Here is a 15023-nt window from a genome sequence, read left to right as displayed (position 1 = left end):
CAGCTCGCCCGGCGGGCGCGGCGCTAGGACACGGTGATGGCGCGCTCCGGGCAGTTGCGCTGGGCGCGGCGGGCCCGGTCGGCGTGTTCGGCGGGGACCTCGGCGGCGAGGACCTCGCCGTGGCCCTCCGCGTCGAGGCCGAAGACCTCGGGCGAGATCTCCCAGCAGCGGGCGTGGCCCTGGCACAGGTCAGGGTTGACGACGGCCTTCATGCGTCCTCCTTGCGGGTGGGGTGGGGTCAGAAAGTCGCGGCGAGGGACCATGGCCCCTCGGTGAAGGGGCGGCCGAGGACGTCCATGCTGTAGGCGATCCGGCCGGTGACGGTGCCGGGGTCCGCGGCGCACAGGACCAGCGCGGCGGCGGCCATCGCGTCGTCGTCCTCGACGGGGGCGTTGTCGGGGGTGTGCGGGGACACCACGGCGACGCCGGGGGTCATGACGAGGCCGGACGTGCCGAGCGAGTTCACGCTGACGCCGGTGCCGTGCACCTCGGCGGCCAGGCCCGTGGTGAGGCGGTCGAGCGCGGCCTTGCACATGCCGTAGGGGGTGCAGCCGTCGGCGGCCCATGCGGGGTAGGGCGGGCCGATCGGGTGCCGCGCCTGCTTGGAGGTGATGTTCAGGATCCAGCCCCGGCCGCGCCCGATCATCCCGGGCACGGCGAGCTGGCAGAGCCGGAACGGGGTGTGCACCATCATCTGGAACATCAGCCCGTACCGCCGGGTCCGGACGTCGAGGGCGGGCCCGTAGAAGTTCACGCCGGCGTTGTTCACCAGCGTGTCGACGGGTCCGAGCGCCGCCTCCGCGCGCGCGACGACGGTCTCGACCTCCTCGGGCAGGGTGAGGTCGGCGCGGATCGCGGCGACCCGGCCGCCTTTGGCCCGGATGCCTTCCATGACCTCCTCCAGCGATCCGGGCAGCACCGACTCGCCGGGCGCGGCGGTGCGCGCGACCAGCGCGACCGCGGCCCCGTGCGCGGCGAGGCCTTCGGCGATGGACCGCCCGATGCCCCGGCTCGCGCCGGTGACGACCGCGACGCGGCCCTCCATCGATCCTGTCTGTCCCGATCCCGCAGACGTTCCCACTGGACGAACTCCCGAGGTGAGGCCGGAGGGCCGTGCCCGGCCCCCGGAGATCCAGGCTAGCAAAGTGAGCACATACTTTTTTACTCTCGCAGAGGGTGGCAGGCTAGGGTAAGTGAGTACCCGCTTTTTTATGGCGCAGGCCGAGAGGGGACCCCATGCACGACATCGTCATCCGCGGCGGAGACGTGGCCGACGGGACCGGCGCGCCGCCGCGCCGCGCCGACCTCGCGATCGACGGCGACCGCGTCGCCGCGGTCGGAGAGGGCCTCGGCCGGGGCAGGCGCGAGATCGACGCAAGAGGCGCCCTCGTCACCCCGGGCTTCATCGACGTGCACACCCACCTCGACGCCCAGCTCTTCTGGGACGCCGCCGCGACCCCGTCCTGCTACCACGGCGTCACGACCGTCGTCATGGGCAACTGCGGCGTCACCTTCGCGCCCGTCCGGCCCGGGCAGGAGGGCTATCTCGCCGCGATGATGGAGTCCGTCGAGGACATCCCCGCCGACACCATCATGGCCGGGCTCGACTGGGGCTGGGAGAGCCACGGCGACTACCTGAAGGCCCTCGGGCGGCGTCCCCTGGGCGTCAACGCGGGCGGCCTGATCGGACACTGCGCGCTGCGCACCTACGTCATGGGCGAGCGCGCCCTGGGCGAGGAGCCCGCGACCGCCGACGACATCGCCGCGATGGCCGCACTCGTGGGCGAGGCCGTAGAAGGGGGCGCCCTCGGGTTCTCCACCTCGCGCACCTTCATGCACACCGTTCCCGACGGCCGCCCTGTGCCCGGCACCTACGCGCTCCCCGACGAACTCGCCGCCATCGCCGGAGCCATGGCCGCCCGCGGCCGGGGCACCTTCCAGGTCGTCCCGCGCATCGGCGAGCGCGACGGCGCCGACCGCGCCAACTCCCGCGCCGAGATGGCCTGGATGGAGGAGGTGAGCCGGGCGTCCGGCCGCCCGTTCGCGTTCTCCATCATGCAGAGCGACCGCCGGCCGGGCCTGTGGTCCTGGGTCATGGACGCCACCGCAGAGGCCCGCTCCCGAGGCGCGGACCTGCGCCCGATGACCTCCGTGCGGGGCAGCGCGATCGTCTACGGCCTCGTCAGCCGCACTCCCTACGACACGCTGCCTTCGTGGGCGGAGCTGATGGCGCGGCCGATCCCCGAACGCCTGGCCGCACTCGACGACGAGTCCCTGCGCGCCCGCCTCGTCGCGGAGGCCGACCGCCCGGCCGAGCTGAAGGGCCCCCTGGCCCCGAAGGACCCCTCGAAGATCTACCTCATGCCGCCCGGGACCGCCCGCTACGACGTCACCCCCGGAAACAGCCTCGCCGCCGAGGCCGCGCGCAGGGGCGTCACCCCGCCCGCGGCGTTCCTCGCCTTCCTGCGCGAGACGGGGGGCGTCGGACTCCTCTACTACCCGGTCCTCAACCAGGACCTCGACGCGGTCGCCGCGATGATCGCCAACCCGGACGTCGTCCTCGGCGTCGCCGACGCGGGCGCGCACGTCGCCCTCACGATGGACGCCGGCAACACCACGTTCTTCCTCACCCACTGGATCCGCGACCGGGGCCACCTCGACCTGGGCCAGGCCGTCAAGCGCCTCACCGCCGACGCCGCCGACCTGTGGAACATCCCCGGCCGGGGTGTCCTGGCCCCCGGCATGCACGCCGACGTCAACGTCATCGACCTCGCCGCCCTCGACCTGAAGACCCCCGAGATGCTCACCGACTTCCCCCTCGGCGCGGCCCGCTTCACCCAGCGCGCCGCCGGCTACCGCCACACCCTCGTCAACGGCGAGGTCCTCATCGACCACGACGAACTCACCGACGCCCTCCCGGGCCGCCTCGTCACGCCCGCCTAAGCGTGCCCGCCGGTGGTCACCTCGCCGAGCGTCAGGGTGGGTGAGGCCTCCAGGACGCGGCCGAGCCGGGCGACCTGGCCGTGCAGGTCGGCGAGCCGGTCGGGCGCGAGCGGCGCGAACGCCTCCACGGTGACGGCGAGCCGGCGCCCGGAGCGGCGCTGGTGCCAGAGCCCCGCGACGGTTCCGTCGACGAGGAGGAGCTGGAAGTTGCCGCGCCGGGCACGGTCGCCGGCCGGACCCGGAGAGAGAAGGGCGGGCGGCTGGTTGCCCACGCGGTAGGCGTACGGGTCGAAGTAGGGGAGGAGACGGACTCCCCGGGGAGGTGTCTCCGGGACGGCGAGGTCCCCGGCCGAGACCCACGCGGGTTCGCCCTCCACGCGCACCTCCTGGAGCGCGTCGCCGAGCGAGGCGAACAGCTCGCCCGCCCAGGCGCGCGGCACATTCGCCCAGTGCGCGAACCGCTCCGGCGTGGCCGGACCGTAGGCGTGCAGGTAGCTCCGCACCAGCCACGGCAGGGAGACCGACGCGTCGGCGGGCGCGAAGCCGGGCAGCCGGCGCCGGGGATGGGTGAACGCCGCCTTGCGCCCCCGGTTCGGCGCGAAGCAGAGCGCGCCGCGCATCCCGGCGAGGTGCATGGCCCGCCGCCAGCGCGGCCACTTGCCCTGGAACGCCTCCATCACCGGATCCCCCGCCCAGGGGCCCGTCCGCGCGACGACCTCCTCGGTGAGCTCGTCCACGGTGAGGTCGGCCTCCGCCAGCGCCGCCCCGATCGCCGCGATGACCTCCTCACGCTGCCCCGGCGTGAGCCCGACCTCAGGTCGCTGGGCGGGCTCCACGAGCGGGAGCGCCGCCAGCGCGCCCACCCACGCTTCGAGGTCCCGCGCGGGAAGCAGATGCACCGTCCCGCGCGGCCCATAGGTCTTGACGAGGGAGCCCTCCTTCCAGAGCGCGTCCCGCACGTCCTGGCGCGTGGCGTCGGCCATCCGCATCGCGATGCCCGCCTCGGCGGCCGACATCACCTGCGCGTGCACCCCGGCCACGGCCTCGGCGGCATCGGCGGGCGTCCAGTCCTCCCGCGGCGCCGCGAGCCCGTGCCGCTCCAGCCGCCGAGCGCACACGTCATTCCAGGAGAACTCCACCGAGCCGCCCGCCTTTCCTGGCCTCTGAGACCCCGCCGACTTTAGAGAGAGGCACTGACAAACCGTGCGCTATGAAGATCGTTTACTCTGCGGCGGGGTTGAGAGGCGGCCTTCGAAGAAAGCACAAGGGGTGTCGGAATGACAACGCTGTAGTTCCCCGGCGGACGGATCGCGCTCCCGCGCGGAGCATTCGGGGACGGCGTCGGTGAACAGGGGGATTCATGGGCATTGCGGTGTCCGCGCGCCGCCTCGGGCGGATGGCGGCACGCGCCGCCGTCCGCCGAGGCGAGCGCCGCGCGGAGGTAGGAAGAGCGACGGCGGCCCGCACGCGGAAGGGGCGCGCGCCCAGGCTGCTGACGATGTGCGCGGCCGCGACGGCGGCGGTCCTGCTCGCACCGGGCACCGCGATGGCGGGGATCGACCCCAAAGGAGGCGGAGTCGGCGGCACGAGGGGCTTCCTCACCGAGGCGCGGATCACGGGGACGGGGGACGGCCTGACCACGGCCGGGGGCATCGCGCCGTCGGGCTTCGACCCGCTGGACCAGCGCTACCCGGCGACCAGACCCGCGGACGACACGGCCCACTCAGGCTGGGCCGGACTCATCAGGGTCGAGGACTCGGCAGGGAACACGGCCCTCACCTACTGCATCGACCTGGAGACCGACACCCAGATCGGCGTGAACTACGAACTCGGCGAGTGGGACGAGTCGAACGTGCCGAACCTCGGCTACGTCGAGCACATCCTGCTCAACTACTACCCGGCGGTCGCCGACCAGCCTCAGGCGGCGAACAACAACCTGCGGGCCGCGGCGGTCCAGGCGGCGATCTGGTACTTCACCGACAAGTTCGTGCTGAACACCGACAGCACCTACCGCGCGCTGACCGAGCAGATCGTCAACGACGCGCTCGCCGCGGGACCGCGCCCCGAGCCGGAGGAACCCCGGATCGAGGTGACGCCGGACACGATGGACGTGCCCTCGACCGGTGAGATCGTCGGGCCGTTCCGCGTGACGGGCAACGTCTCGGGCACCCTGAAGGCCACGGGCGTCGAGGTGTTCACCGACCGGGAGGGCCGCAACCGGCTCGAGAACGGCGACGAGGTCGAGCCGCGCACCACGCTGTGGGCGCGGAGCGTGTCGGCGGTGAGTTCGCAGGGATTCGTCATCGAACGCACGACGGAGATCCGCACCGGCGCCGTCTTCCTCTACGACGGGACGAACCCGCCTCTGACCCAGGCGCAGAAGCTCATCCTCGCCCGGGATCAGGAGTTCGTGGTCCGCGGCGGCGCGCAGCTCACCCGGTTCGACGCGGGGGCGCTGCGGATCACCAAGACGATCGCGGGCGAGGGCGCGGGCCGCCAGGGCCGGGTCGTCGTGCAGGTCGCCTGTGTCGACCAGGTCGACGACCGCGACCGGACGTTCGAGGCGCGCTTCCGCAGGGGCCTGGACGCCGGCTCCTACACCCGGACGTTCCGCGGCATCCCCGCGGGAAGCGTCTGCACGATCTCCGAGACCACGAACGGCGCCAACCCGGTGGTGACCGCCGTCGTCCAGATCAGTGACGAGGAAGTGACCATCGCGGAGGGCGAGACCGAAGAGGTCACCGTCAGGGACACCTACCGGCGGGCCACGGGGGATCTGGAGGTCGTCAAGAAGATCGCCGGGCCGGGTGCGGGTCGGCAGGGCCAGATCGTGCTCGACCTGGACTGCGAGGGCACGACCTTCGACCGCAGGTTCACGATCGCGGCGGGCACCGTGGCCGGGACGTACCCGCAGAGCGCGGTCACCGGCATCCCGGCGCTGACCCGCTGCCGGGTCCGGGAGCTCGCGTCCGGCGGGAACGGCTCCGTCGAGCCGCTCGGGCCGCCGCTGATCCGGCCGCGCGCCCTGCAGATCCGCAAGGGCATCAACCGGATCACCGTCGAGAACCGGTTCGTGCGGCGCGGCCACCACCGCGACCGGGACGACTGGTTCGACAGGGTCGCCTTCAAGCACTTCGTGTTCGGGCACCACAAGTCCCGGCACCACGTGCGCTACGAGCGCCCGCACTTCAAGCACTTCAAGCACTCCAAGTACGCGAAGCACGTCAAGCACGGCCGCGTGAAGCACAAGCGCCACGGCCAGAAGAAGGTCGGGATCCGGCTCTTCGAGAAGCGGCCCCTGTAGGCGGGGCACGGCCCCGTGCGCGGGGCTGACGAAGATGCGCGCGGGCGCGTCCCTCACGGGGGCGCGCCCGCGTTCAGCCGCCGCGGGCGGCGCGCATCGCGCCGCGGTTCACCTTCGTCGCCGCGCTGCGAGGGATCTCCGCGAACTCGACGGTCTTGGGCGCCTTGTAGGGCGCGAGCCGGGACCTGGCGTAGGCGATGAGCGCGTCCGGGTCGGGAGGGTCGGCGGGGTCGGCCGGTTGGACGACGGCGTGCACGCGGCGGCCCCACGTGTCGTCGCGCAGGCCCAGCACCACGACGTCGGCGACCGCCGGATGGTCGATGAGGGCGGCCTCCACTTCGGCGGGGTAGACGTTGGCGCCGCCGGTGATGACGATGTCGGCGCGGCGGTCGAGGAGGAAGAGGTACCCGTCCTCGTCGAGGTGGCCGACGTCCCCGGCCGTCTGGAAGCCGTCGGGGGTGGTGGGCAGGCGCGGGGCGTCGCCCAGGTAGCGGTAGCCGTGGTAGGCGGGGGAGCGGAGGTAGATGTCGCCGGGCTCGCCGGGAGGCAGGTCGCGGCCTTTGTCGTCGAGGACGCGGATCTCGGTGCCGCGCAGGCCCCGCCCGACGCTCCCGGGGCGGGCGAGCCACTCGTCGCCGCGCAGCGCGGTGATGCCGAGCGCCTCGGTCATGCCGTAGGCCATGGCGAGCCGCTCGGGACCGATCAGGGCGCACCAGCGGCGGGCGAGCGACGGGGGCATGGGGGCGGCGCCCTGGAGGATCCAGTCGAGGCTCGACAGGTCGCGCCCATCGACGCCGGGGAGGTCGGCGACCCGCTGGAGCATGGTCGGGGTGGCCGTGAACGTCGTGACGCGGTGGCGCTCGATCGCGTCGACGGCGCGGGCCGCGTCGAACCTCTCCAGCAGGACGAGCCGGTCTCCGGCGAGCAGCCCGAACAGGGTCGCGAAGCCGTTCGCGTGGTACATCGGGGCGAGCACGAGGATCGTCTGCGGGCGGGCGACCGGCCGCCACATCTGCATCAGGGGTGTGCTGAACACCGGATCGTGGAAGGCGGGCCGGTCGTGCAGGATGACCTTCGGCAGCCCCGTGGAGCCGCTGCTGCAGATGCCGTGCGCGTGCGGCGAGAGGACGTCCGGCAGATCCGGCACGGGCTCGTGCGCGGACTCGGCGATCCAGGGCAGGTCGTCCGGGCACAGGTGGACGCGTCCCGCGACGACCTCCCGCAGCCGCGTCAGCTCCCACTCCGGCAGGTCCCAGCGGACGGGCACGGGCACCGCGCCGAGCTTCCACGCCGCGAAGGCCGCGAGCACGAACTCGGGGGAGTTGCGCAGGCCGATCCCGAGTCTGTCGCCCGCGCCGAGGCCGCGCGCGGCGAGCGCTCCGGCGAGCCGGGACGCGCCGTCGTCGAGATCCCGCCAAGTGAGGGCGCGCTCGGAGCCGTCCGCCCCGAGGCACCGCAGCACGGGCGTGCCGTCGCAGGACTCGGCCAGCGCGCGGATCCGCCGGGCGTTGCTCTCGGGTTCCATCAGGCCTCCTTGTGCGCGGGGAGCACGGACTCGGCCCAGTCGTGCAGGACGGACGCGAGCAGCGGCCAGCGCACGAAGAGGCCCGCGGCCGCGCCGGAGGTGCGGGCGGCCTGCCGCTCGGGCCACTCGGCGTCGCCCCACGGCGGCTCGGCGAGCCGGGCGGCGGGCAGCAGCCGGGCGAGCTCCTCGGACGTCTCGCGGCGGTGGTGGATGTCGGCGGCGCCGCTGCGCAGGACGAGCGCGGGCAGGTCGAGCGCCCGCGCCCGCTCGGCGTTCAGTCCCGGGACGGGCTCGGTGTCCGACGGGCAGTAGACGGCGAGCCAGCGCTCCATCGCGGCGATGAACGCGGCGGGGTCCTGCGCGAGGAAGCGGTCCCGGTTGCCCGGGTTGCGCTCGATCACCTCGGCCCACGACGGGAGCGCCGCGACCGCCTCCATCCCGCCCTCCCAGGCGGCGCGGATCGACTCGCCGCAGTAGTGCGTCCCGACCGACAGCAGCCCGTAGACGCCGCCGCTGATCCACCACACGGCCAGGGCGGAGGCGACGTCCGGGTGCCGGGCCGCGGTCAGCAGCGAGACGCGCGAGCCGCCGGAGCCGCCCGCGACGACGGCCGGTGCCAGGCCGAGATGGCGCAGGAGCGCCGCGAGGGTGTCGGCCTGCATCGCCGACTCGGACTCGCCGGTGAAGCAGACGTCGGACTCACCGGTGTTGGGGCGGTCCCAGATGAGGACCCGGTTCCCGTGCTCGGCCAGCGCGCGGGCCGTCTCGCGAAGTCCGGGGGTGTCCTTCGAGTCGCGGCCCCCGGGGGTGAGCACCCAGGGGCGTCCGGTGTCGCCGACCACTTCGTACCCGACCGCCAGTCCGTGCACCCTTGCTGTCGCCATACCCCGAAGCTACTATCCCAGCAGACATAAGAGAATGCTCACTTACTTAATTTCGCCGTCGTGGCGGCGGGACGAGGAGCGCGGGATGAGCCGTGAAGCGGTGATCGTCGCGGGTGCCCGGACGGCGATCGGCACTGCCTTCCGGGGCTCCCTGGCCGACGTCGACGCGATGGACCTCGCGACGAGCGCCGTCGCCGAGGCGGTCCGGCGGTCCGGGATCGAGCCGTACCTGTTCGACGACGTGGTGCTGGGCGAGTCGCTGTACGGCGGCGGCGCGATCGGACGGTACGCGGCGATCGAGGCGGGCCTGGTCAACGTGCCGGGCCTCGCGCACAACCGGCACTGCGCGTCCGGCCTGGCCACCCTCCAGACGGCCGCCGCGTCCATCATCGCGGGCATGGACAGGGTCGTCGTCGCGGGCGGCGTCCAGTCGAGCTCCACCATGCCGAAGGTGAACCGGCGCGTGCCCGGCACCGAGGTCTGGACCGAGGACTGGCTGGCGCCCAGCCACCGCGAGACCGCCGACGCGCCCATCCGGGACATGACGATCACCGTCGGCTGGAACACCGCGGTCAAGGCGGGGATCGGCCGCGAGGAAATGGACGCGTGGGCGGTCCGCTCCCACGAGCGGGCCGTCGCCGGCATCGACGCGGGCGCGTTCGCCGAGGAGATCGTGCCGATCGAGGTCGGCCGCCGCGACGGCACGACCTTCACGTTCGAGGTCGACGAGCACCCGAGGCGGACCTCGACCCTGGAGAAGCTCGCCTCGCTGAAGCCGCTGCACCCCGAGATCGAGGGGTTCTCCATCACCGCGGGCAACGCCGCGGGCGTCAACGACGGGGCCGCCGCCCTCGTCGTCACCGACCGGGAGTTCGCGGACGGCGCGGGCCTGGAGCCTCTCGCGATCGTGCGGTCGTGGGCGTCGGTCGGGGTGCCGCCCGCCGAGACCGGCCTCGCGCCGATCCTGGCGATCCCGAAGGCGCTCGACCGCGCCGGCCGCAGCGTCGCCGACGTCGACCTGTGGGAGGTCAACGAGGCGTTCGCCTCGGTCGCGGTGGCCGCCACCCGGTCACTCGGCCTGCCCGAGGACACCGTCAATGTCCTCGGCAGCGGTTGCAGCCTCGGCCACCCGGTCGCGATGACCGGCACCCGCATGGTCCTTACCCTGATCCATGAACTCCGCCGCCGCGGCGGCGGCACCGCGGTCGCCGCCATGTGCGCCGGCGGCGGCATGGGCACCGCCCTCCTCCTGGACGTCCCCGCCCCGCGCTAGCGATCGACCCCGACGCATCGGCGCACCTGTCGATGATCTTTCCGATACCTTTCCCGGAGTCGTCCGGTGCGGGAGCGGGTAGGAGCATGCGCGTTCGAGGATTCAGGCGGGTCACCGCGGCCGCGGCTCTCGCCGTGGCGGTCGGTGTCGTGGTCGCGGTGCCGATGGGGGCCACCGCTCCGACGTCGGCGGCGAAGTGCGCGGAAGGCTCGTGGCGGCTCTCGGCGACGTCCACCGTCATCGTCGGCACGTTCGACGGGGAGTACGCCGTCACCCGGCTGGGCGGGGGAGAGGGCCAGCACCTGACGATCCGGGACGGTCTGGCCACCGTCGACTTCGCCGAAGCCGCCCCCGTCGTCGCCGAGACCTCGGACGGCACGGTCCGGACCGCCCACAGCGGTGTCCTCAGGGTGCGGGTGCGCCTTTCCGGTGACGCGCGGGGCAGGCTCGTCGCCCGCCGCAAGACCGCGGAGGGCGAGGTCCGCGCGAGAAGCGAACGGGTGAAGCCGTCCCGTCAGGCCGACGCCTATTCGGTCACCGAGAGCGTGCGCTCGTCGGGGCGCGACGACGCGCTCCCCTTCGGCCTCGCCTACACCTGCGCCGAGGGTGCGTTGACGTTCACCGGCCGGGAGCGGCGGTCCGGATTCGAGGCCGTCGGGTACGACCTGGACCTCCACCACCACCTCGCCTACCGGCGGGCGTGACGCCGGACCGCGTCACTGGCGGCGGCGGGCCGGCTCCAGAGGTGGGAAGAAGCCCTTCACGGTGCCCTCGCTGATGAGGGAGACGGCGCGGTGCCGGTCGAAGCCCTTGCCGTGGTGGCTCTCCAGCGCGAGGACCAGCGCGATGCCCATGACGGCGCGGGCGGAGATGTCGGGCGACTCGAACGGGTACCCGTAGCGGTCCTCGACCTCGCGCCAGGCCTCGGCCAGCCGGTCCATCGCGACGGTGAGGTTCTCCTGGTAGAACCGCCGGGCCACCACCGGGTCCCCGAACAGCACGAGTCCGAGCAGCGGAAGGATCTCCTCCAGCGTCGAGATCAACTGCCGGTACAGCCCCGTCATCGTGCGGAGCTGCCGTTCCGGCGTGAGCGACTGCTCGCTGTCCACGGTCTGCGTGGCCGCCACGAGATCGTCGACGGCCTGCTGCAGCGGCTCCACGACCGCCTCGAAGAACAGCTGGTCCTTGCTCTCGAAGTGCCGGTAGATGACCCCTTCGCTGATCCCGCTGTGCTCGGCGATCAGCTTGATGGTCGTCCCGTTCATATCCCCGGTCTCGATGAACGCGCGCCGCGCCGCCGCGAGAATGGAACTCTTGCGCGCCGCCGCCGTGAGCCGCCGCCGAGGCCTCTTCTCGGCGGGAGCGGCCTCTTCGGCGGGTTCGACCGCCGTCGCGGGCTCGGCCGGCTTGGTGCTCATGCGAGTCTCCCGGGGACTGCTCCGCCGCGCGCGCCGGTGACGCGGGCTCCAGAGGTGAGTGGGCACATACTTACATAGTAGTACGCGTGACGCCCTGCCGACTCGACCCGCCGATGATCACCAGGTTACTCCCGCGGGCGCGCGCAGCGCGAAACCGCGCCGGACGGACCGTCCGGCGCGGAGAGGGAGAGGGAGAAAGGGGTGCGCGTTCAGCCCCGCGCGGCGCATTCCTCGGCGAAGGCGAGGACGCGAAGGTGGTAGGCGAAGGCGGCGGTGCCGAGGCTGAGGTTGTGGCCCGCGGACGCCTGCTCCTCGGCGACGACGCGGGGAGAGGCGGTGAAGAGGGAGGTGAGGTCGGCGAGGGCTTCGGGGCCGCTGCGCCACCAGCGTTCGTGGTCGCCGAGGGTGAGGTGGACGGGGACTCGGACGGCGGCGGCGTAACCGGGCAGGGAGTCGCGCCAGGCCGCGCCTTCGGCCGCCTCGTAGGACGGGTTCGGGGCGAGGACGCGGAGGCCGCGGGCGATCGGGTCCGGGTAGAGCACGTCCGGCCCCCAGAGGATGTCGTCGAGGCCGGTGGGGCGCTCGCCGCGGCGGTGGCGGTCCATCGCCCGCTCCGCGCTCGGGTGCAGGTGGCGGCCGGTCGCCGCGATCTCCACGCCCAGCAGGTCGGGTGGGGCGGCGCGCGAGGCGAGCTGCAGGGCGAGTTCGGCGCCGCGCGAGTGGCCCATCACGAAGACGCCCGCGCCGCGCGCGGCGGGCGGCACCAGCGCGTCGAGGAGGCCGCGGACGAGGTCGACGCGGCGCTGGGGCGAGCCGGCGAACAGGTGCGTGCTGGGCGCGGAGGCGCCTACGCCGGGGCGGTCGGGGGCGACCACGGTGAAGCCGAGGGCCGAGGCGGTGCGGAGCAGGGACTGGCGGGGGAGCTCGGGGAGGTCGAAGTAGCGGCTGGTGGTCATGCCGCCGTGCAGGGCCAGGAGGACGGCGCGGGGCGCGCGGGTGCGGCTGACCAGGGCCGACATGGGGATGCCGGTGACCTCGACGGTCTCCGGGGCACCAGGGACGCCGCGCGGGCGGGCGGCGCGGTCGGCCGGACGGCATGCCACCCCACGGGACATGCCGTCCGGAGACCGGCTCACTGGGCGGTGAGCTTCGCCGCGGCCTTGCGCACGGTGACGGGCTCGGCGAGCCGCTGCTCGTCGCAGGCCTTCTGGAGGATCTCCAGGGTCTCCGCCAGCCCGGGTCCCAGGCGCTTGCCGGGGGTGAACGTGGCGGGCAGGAACCGCATGCCGTTGATGACCGAGATGGTCTCGTAGTGCACGGCGCCCTCGGGGTCGCACACGAAGTCGGGCATCCGGTCGAGGACGGCGAGCAGCATCCGCTTGAAGACCGTCCGGGCGACGTTCGAGCCGATGCACCGGTGCAGGCCGAGGCCGAAGCTGGCGTGCCGGTTGCCCTCGCGGCCGAGGTCGATCGCGTCGGGGTTCTCGAACACCGCGGGGTCGCGGTTGGCCATCGCCCACGACAGCCAGAGGCGCTCACCCTCCTTGTACTCGATCCCGCCGACCGTGCAGTCGGCCGAGATCGTGCGGCCGTCGCCGACGGCCGGGGTGTAGAAGCGCAGGAACTCCTCGGTGGCCGAGTCGAGGAGGTCGTCGCGTTCGCGGCTGAGCCTCTCGCGCTCCGCGGGGTGCTCCGACAGCCACTCGATGGCGTGCGCGGTGAGCGCCGTGGTGGTGTCGAAGCCGCCGCCGATGAGCAGGCCGAGCACACCGCGGATCTCGTCGTCGGCCGGGGGGCCGCCGAGGATCTCGGCGTTGACCAGCGCGTCGATCAGGCCGGGCCGCGGGTTCTCGCGGATCGCGGCGAGCTGCCGCGCGATCTCCGCCTGCATCTCCATGTGCAGCCCGCCGACCCGCATGATGTCGGGCGACGTCATCGGCGTGTAGATGACGGCGTGGGCCGGCTCGCAGTAGATCTCCCAGTCCTTGATCGGGATGCCGAGCATGCCGAGCGTGAAGACCGCGGGGACGATGTTGGCGAGGTCCTCGACGAAGTCGATGGAGCCCGACTCGATCTTCTCGTCGAGGCAGGCCCGGACCAGCTCGTCCAGCCAGGGGATCCAGCGGTTGATCGCGGCGGGCGACAGGTACGGGTTGAGCGCCTGCCGGTAGTGCCGCTGCTCGGGCGGATCCATCTCCAGGAAGCCGCCGCGGCTGCCGCGGGCGCGCTGCGGGGCGGGGATGGAGATGCCCTGGTAGCCGCGCCGCTCGTTCTTCACGTCGTGGTCGTTCGACAGGTTCTCGGCGTTGCGCGCCGCCAGCTCGAACACCTCGCGGCTCCCGGCGGCGACCCAGTGGCCGCCGTGCGTGTCGCTCCAGGCGACCGGGCACTTCGCGTGCATCTCGTGGGTGATCTCCTCGAACCGCTCCCGGTAGCCGGGCGCGTGGCGGTCGAAGGAGTAGACGGGGCACCTGCGCGCCTCGTCGCCGGAGATCTCCTCGGCGCTCATGGGGCGTCCTCCACGGAGATGGCCTGCTCGGGGCAGGACCGGACGGCGGCGATCACTTTGGTTTCCTGGCCGGCCGGGACCTCGGGGCTGACCGGGGTGGAGTGGCCGTCGACGTCGTCGAGTTCGAAGACGTCGGGGGCCTTCATGGCGCAGAGGGTGTGCCCCTGGCAGCGTGCCTGATCGACGGTGACCTTCACGGTGTGGTTCTCCTTCGCGATCAGACGTGGAAGTCGTGCCACTTGAGGTAGCCGCCGGCGTCGACGCGCAGCTGCATACCGGTGACGTAGCGGGCCTCGTCGGAGGCGAGGAACAGGATCGCGTTGCTGATGTCGACCGGCTCGATGTACGGGACGGGCATCGCCTGCTGCACGTAGAACGCGCGCTCGGCGTCCTCGCGCTGCGGGTCCTCCAGGTCGGGCCGGAACGACTTGTACATCGGCTTGCTCTGCAGCATCTGGGTGTTGACGTTCGTCGGGTGCACCACGTTGGCGCGGATGGAGCGCGGCGCGAGCTGGCGGGCCAGTTCGTGCGTGTAGTCGGCGAGGATCCGCTTGGCCCACGCGTAGCCGCTGCCGCCGGGGTTGGAGCCGGGGTTCTGCACCATGCCCATCGACATGAGCGCGGCGGCGGACGCGACGGTGATGACCGACGCGCCCTCGGCGAGGTGGGGGAGCGCGGACTGGACGGCGTTGATGGAGCCGAGCAGGTTGACGTTGACGACGTCGCTCCACGCCTGGAGGGGCGGGTTGCCGTGCAGGGGCGCGATGCCGGCCTGGGCGACGACCACGTCGACCTTGCCGAGTTCGGCGATGCCCTGCTCCAGCGCCTCGCGGATCTGGGCGGCCTCGCGGACGTCGGCCTGGACGGTGACGATCCGGCGGCCCTGCTCCTCGACGAGGCGCGCGGTCTCCTTGAGGTCGTCGGGGGTGGACATCGGGTAGTCGACGGTCCCGAAGTCCTGGCACAGGTCGACCGCGATGATGTCGGCGCCTTCCTGCGCGAGCCGGACCGCGTGGCTGCGGCCCTGGCCGCGGGCGGCTCCGGTGATGAAGGCGACCTTTCCGTCAACGCGTCCCATGGGGTGGCTCCTTGTTCGGGGCGGCAGGGGGCGTCGGGCGGGTTTCCGAGCGAGACAAGAAATTTTCGTCTCGAAAGAAGCCCGATTCC

Annotated in this window: 14 protein-coding genes; 4 read left to right on the top strand and 10 right to left on the bottom strand. The window is 73.0% G+C overall.

The annotated features are described in order from the left end of the window. Window positions 1–23: 23 nt before the first annotated feature. Complete coding sequence (locus tag ACYVOM_RS16580; RefSeq protein ID WP_460304263.1) at window positions 24–212, bottom strand: ferredoxin; 189 nt, start codon at window positions 210–212, stop codon at window positions 24–26. Between the two features lie 26 nt (window positions 213–238). Further along, window positions 239–1045: an SDR family NAD(P)-dependent oxidoreductase gene (locus tag ACYVOM_RS16575; protein WP_460304262.1), complete on the bottom strand. Its 807-nt coding sequence runs from the start codon at window positions 1043–1045 to the stop codon at window positions 239–241. A 191-nt stretch (window positions 1046–1236) separates the two neighbouring features. Here ACYVOM_RS16575 and ACYVOM_RS16570 point away from each other — a divergent pair, with 191 nt between their 5' ends. Further along, window positions 1237–2943, top strand: coding sequence for an N-acyl-D-amino-acid deacylase family protein (locus tag ACYVOM_RS16570; protein WP_460304261.1), 1707 nt, complete (start codon window positions 1237–1239; stop codon window positions 2941–2943). Here ACYVOM_RS16570 and ACYVOM_RS16565 read toward each other — a convergent pair. Beyond that, entirely contained in the window at window positions 2940–4082 is a 1143-nt protein-coding gene (locus ACYVOM_RS16565; RefSeq protein ID WP_460304260.1) for a winged helix DNA-binding domain-containing protein, read from the bottom strand. The two genes, ACYVOM_RS16570 and ACYVOM_RS16565, sit on opposite strands and share 4 nt — an antisense overlap. A gap of 221 nt (window positions 4083–4303) precedes the next feature. Here ACYVOM_RS16565 and ACYVOM_RS16560 point away from each other — a divergent pair, with 221 nt between their 5' ends. Next, window positions 4304–6247, top strand: coding sequence for a DUF5979 domain-containing protein (locus ACYVOM_RS16560; protein ID WP_460304259.1), 1944 nt, complete (start codon window positions 4304–4306; stop codon window positions 6245–6247). Window positions 6248–6320: 73 nt separating this feature from the next. Here ACYVOM_RS16560 and ACYVOM_RS16555 read toward each other — a convergent pair whose 3' ends face one another. Then, a complete protein-coding gene (locus tag ACYVOM_RS16555) occupies window positions 6321–7772 on the bottom strand; it encodes a class I adenylate-forming enzyme family protein (RefSeq protein ID WP_460304258.1) in 1452 nt (483 codons plus the stop codon). Next, window positions 7772–8656 (bottom strand): alpha/beta fold hydrolase, encoded by an 885-nt coding sequence (locus tag ACYVOM_RS16550; RefSeq protein WP_460304257.1) that lies wholly within the window; start codon window positions 8654–8656, stop codon window positions 7772–7774. The genes ACYVOM_RS16555 and ACYVOM_RS16550 overlap by 1 nt, the downstream gene beginning before the upstream one ends. An 85-nt stretch (window positions 8657–8741) precedes the next feature. On the opposite strand from ACYVOM_RS16550, the gene ACYVOM_RS16545 reads away from it, so the two are divergent. Together ACYVOM_RS16545 and ACYVOM_RS16540 are read left to right on the top strand one after the other, a co-directional pair. Next, complete coding sequence (locus tag ACYVOM_RS16545; RefSeq protein WP_460304256.1) at window positions 8742–9929, top strand: thiolase family protein; 1188 nt, start codon at window positions 8742–8744, stop codon at window positions 9927–9929. An 86-nt stretch (window positions 9930–10015) separates the two neighbouring features. Beyond that, a complete protein-coding gene (locus tag ACYVOM_RS16540) occupies window positions 10016–10633 on the top strand; it encodes a hypothetical protein (protein ID WP_460304255.1) in 618 nt (205 codons plus the stop codon). A 12-nt stretch (window positions 10634–10645) separates the two neighbouring features. Here the strand turns inward: ACYVOM_RS16540 and ACYVOM_RS16535 are convergent, their stop codons facing one another. The 5 genes from ACYVOM_RS16535 to ACYVOM_RS16515 form a co-directional block, all read right to left on the bottom strand. Further along, window positions 10646–11347, bottom strand: coding sequence for a TetR/AcrR family transcriptional regulator (locus ACYVOM_RS16535; protein ID WP_460304254.1), 702 nt, complete (start codon window positions 11345–11347; stop codon window positions 10646–10648). Window positions 11348–11556: 209 nt separating this feature from the next. After that, complete coding sequence (locus ACYVOM_RS16530) at window positions 11557–12462, bottom strand: alpha/beta fold hydrolase (protein ID WP_460304253.1); 906 nt, start codon at window positions 12460–12462, stop codon at window positions 11557–11559. A gap of 17 nt (window positions 12463–12479) precedes the next feature. Then, the gene (locus ACYVOM_RS16525) at window positions 12480–13856 is read right to left on the bottom strand and encodes a cytochrome P450 (protein ID WP_460304252.1); all 1377 of its coding nucleotides are present in this window, start codon (window positions 13854–13856) and stop codon (window positions 12480–12482) included. Then, entirely contained in the window at window positions 13853–14053 is a 201-nt protein-coding gene (locus ACYVOM_RS16520) for a ferredoxin (RefSeq protein ID WP_460304251.1), read from the bottom strand. Before ACYVOM_RS16520 ends, ACYVOM_RS16525 begins: the two co-directional genes overlap by 4 nt. Window positions 14054–14073: 20 nt before the next feature. Then, a complete protein-coding gene (locus ACYVOM_RS16515; protein WP_460304250.1) occupies window positions 14074–14934 on the bottom strand; it encodes a mycofactocin-coupled SDR family oxidoreductase in 861 nt (286 codons plus the stop codon). Window positions 14935–15023 lie beyond the last annotated feature (89 nt).

It is taken from the genome of Actinocorallia aurea (genome assembly GCF_054783995.1).
The sequence above is the reverse complement of the archived record's forward strand: the minus strand, read 5'-3'. Positions and strand labels throughout refer to the sequence as shown.

What these genes read in the sequence shown, in the direction of transcription:
- ACYVOM_RS16580 (WP_460304263.1), bottom strand. Translation starts at nt 212, where the DNA reads ATGAAGGCCGTCGTCAACCCTGACCTGTGCCAGGGCCACGCCCGCTGC.
- ACYVOM_RS16575 (WP_460304262.1), bottom strand. Translation starts at nt 1,045, where the DNA reads ATGGAGGGCCGCGTCGCGGTCGTCACCGGCGCGAGCCGGGGCATCGGG.
- ACYVOM_RS16570 (WP_460304261.1), top strand. Translation starts at nt 1,237, where the DNA reads ATGCACGACATCGTCATCCGCGGCGGAGACGTGGCCGACGGGACCGGC.
- ACYVOM_RS16560 (WP_460304259.1), top strand. Translation starts at nt 4,304, where the DNA reads ATGGGCATTGCGGTGTCCGCGCGCCGCCTCGGGCGGATGGCGGCACGC.
- ACYVOM_RS16555 (WP_460304258.1), bottom strand. Translation starts at nt 7,772, where the DNA reads ATGGAACCCGAGAGCAACGCCCGGCGGATCCGCGCGCTGGCCGAGTCC.
- ACYVOM_RS16550 (WP_460304257.1), bottom strand. Translation starts at nt 8,656, where the DNA reads ATGGCGACAGCAAGGGTGCACGGACTGGCGGTCGGGTACGAAGTGGTC.
- ACYVOM_RS16545 (WP_460304256.1), top strand. Translation starts at nt 8,742, where the DNA reads ATGAGCCGTGAAGCGGTGATCGTCGCGGGTGCCCGGACGGCGATCGGC.
- ACYVOM_RS16540 (WP_460304255.1), top strand. Translation starts at nt 10,016, where the DNA reads ATGCGCGTTCGAGGATTCAGGCGGGTCACCGCGGCCGCGGCTCTCGCC.
- ACYVOM_RS16535 (WP_460304254.1), bottom strand. Translation starts at nt 11,347, where the DNA reads ATGAGCACCAAGCCGGCCGAGCCCGCGACGGCGGTCGAACCCGCCGAA.
- ACYVOM_RS16530 (WP_460304253.1), bottom strand. Translation starts at nt 12,462, where the DNA reads ATGTCCCGTGGGGTGGCATGCCGTCCGGCCGACCGCGCCGCCCGCCCG.
- ACYVOM_RS16525 (WP_460304252.1), bottom strand. Translation starts at nt 13,856, where the DNA reads ATGAGCGCCGAGGAGATCTCCGGCGACGAGGCGCGCAGGTGCCCCGTC.
- ACYVOM_RS16515 (WP_460304250.1), bottom strand. Translation starts at nt 14,934, where the DNA reads ATGGGACGCGTTGACGGAAAGGTCGCCTTCATCACCGGAGCCGCCCGC.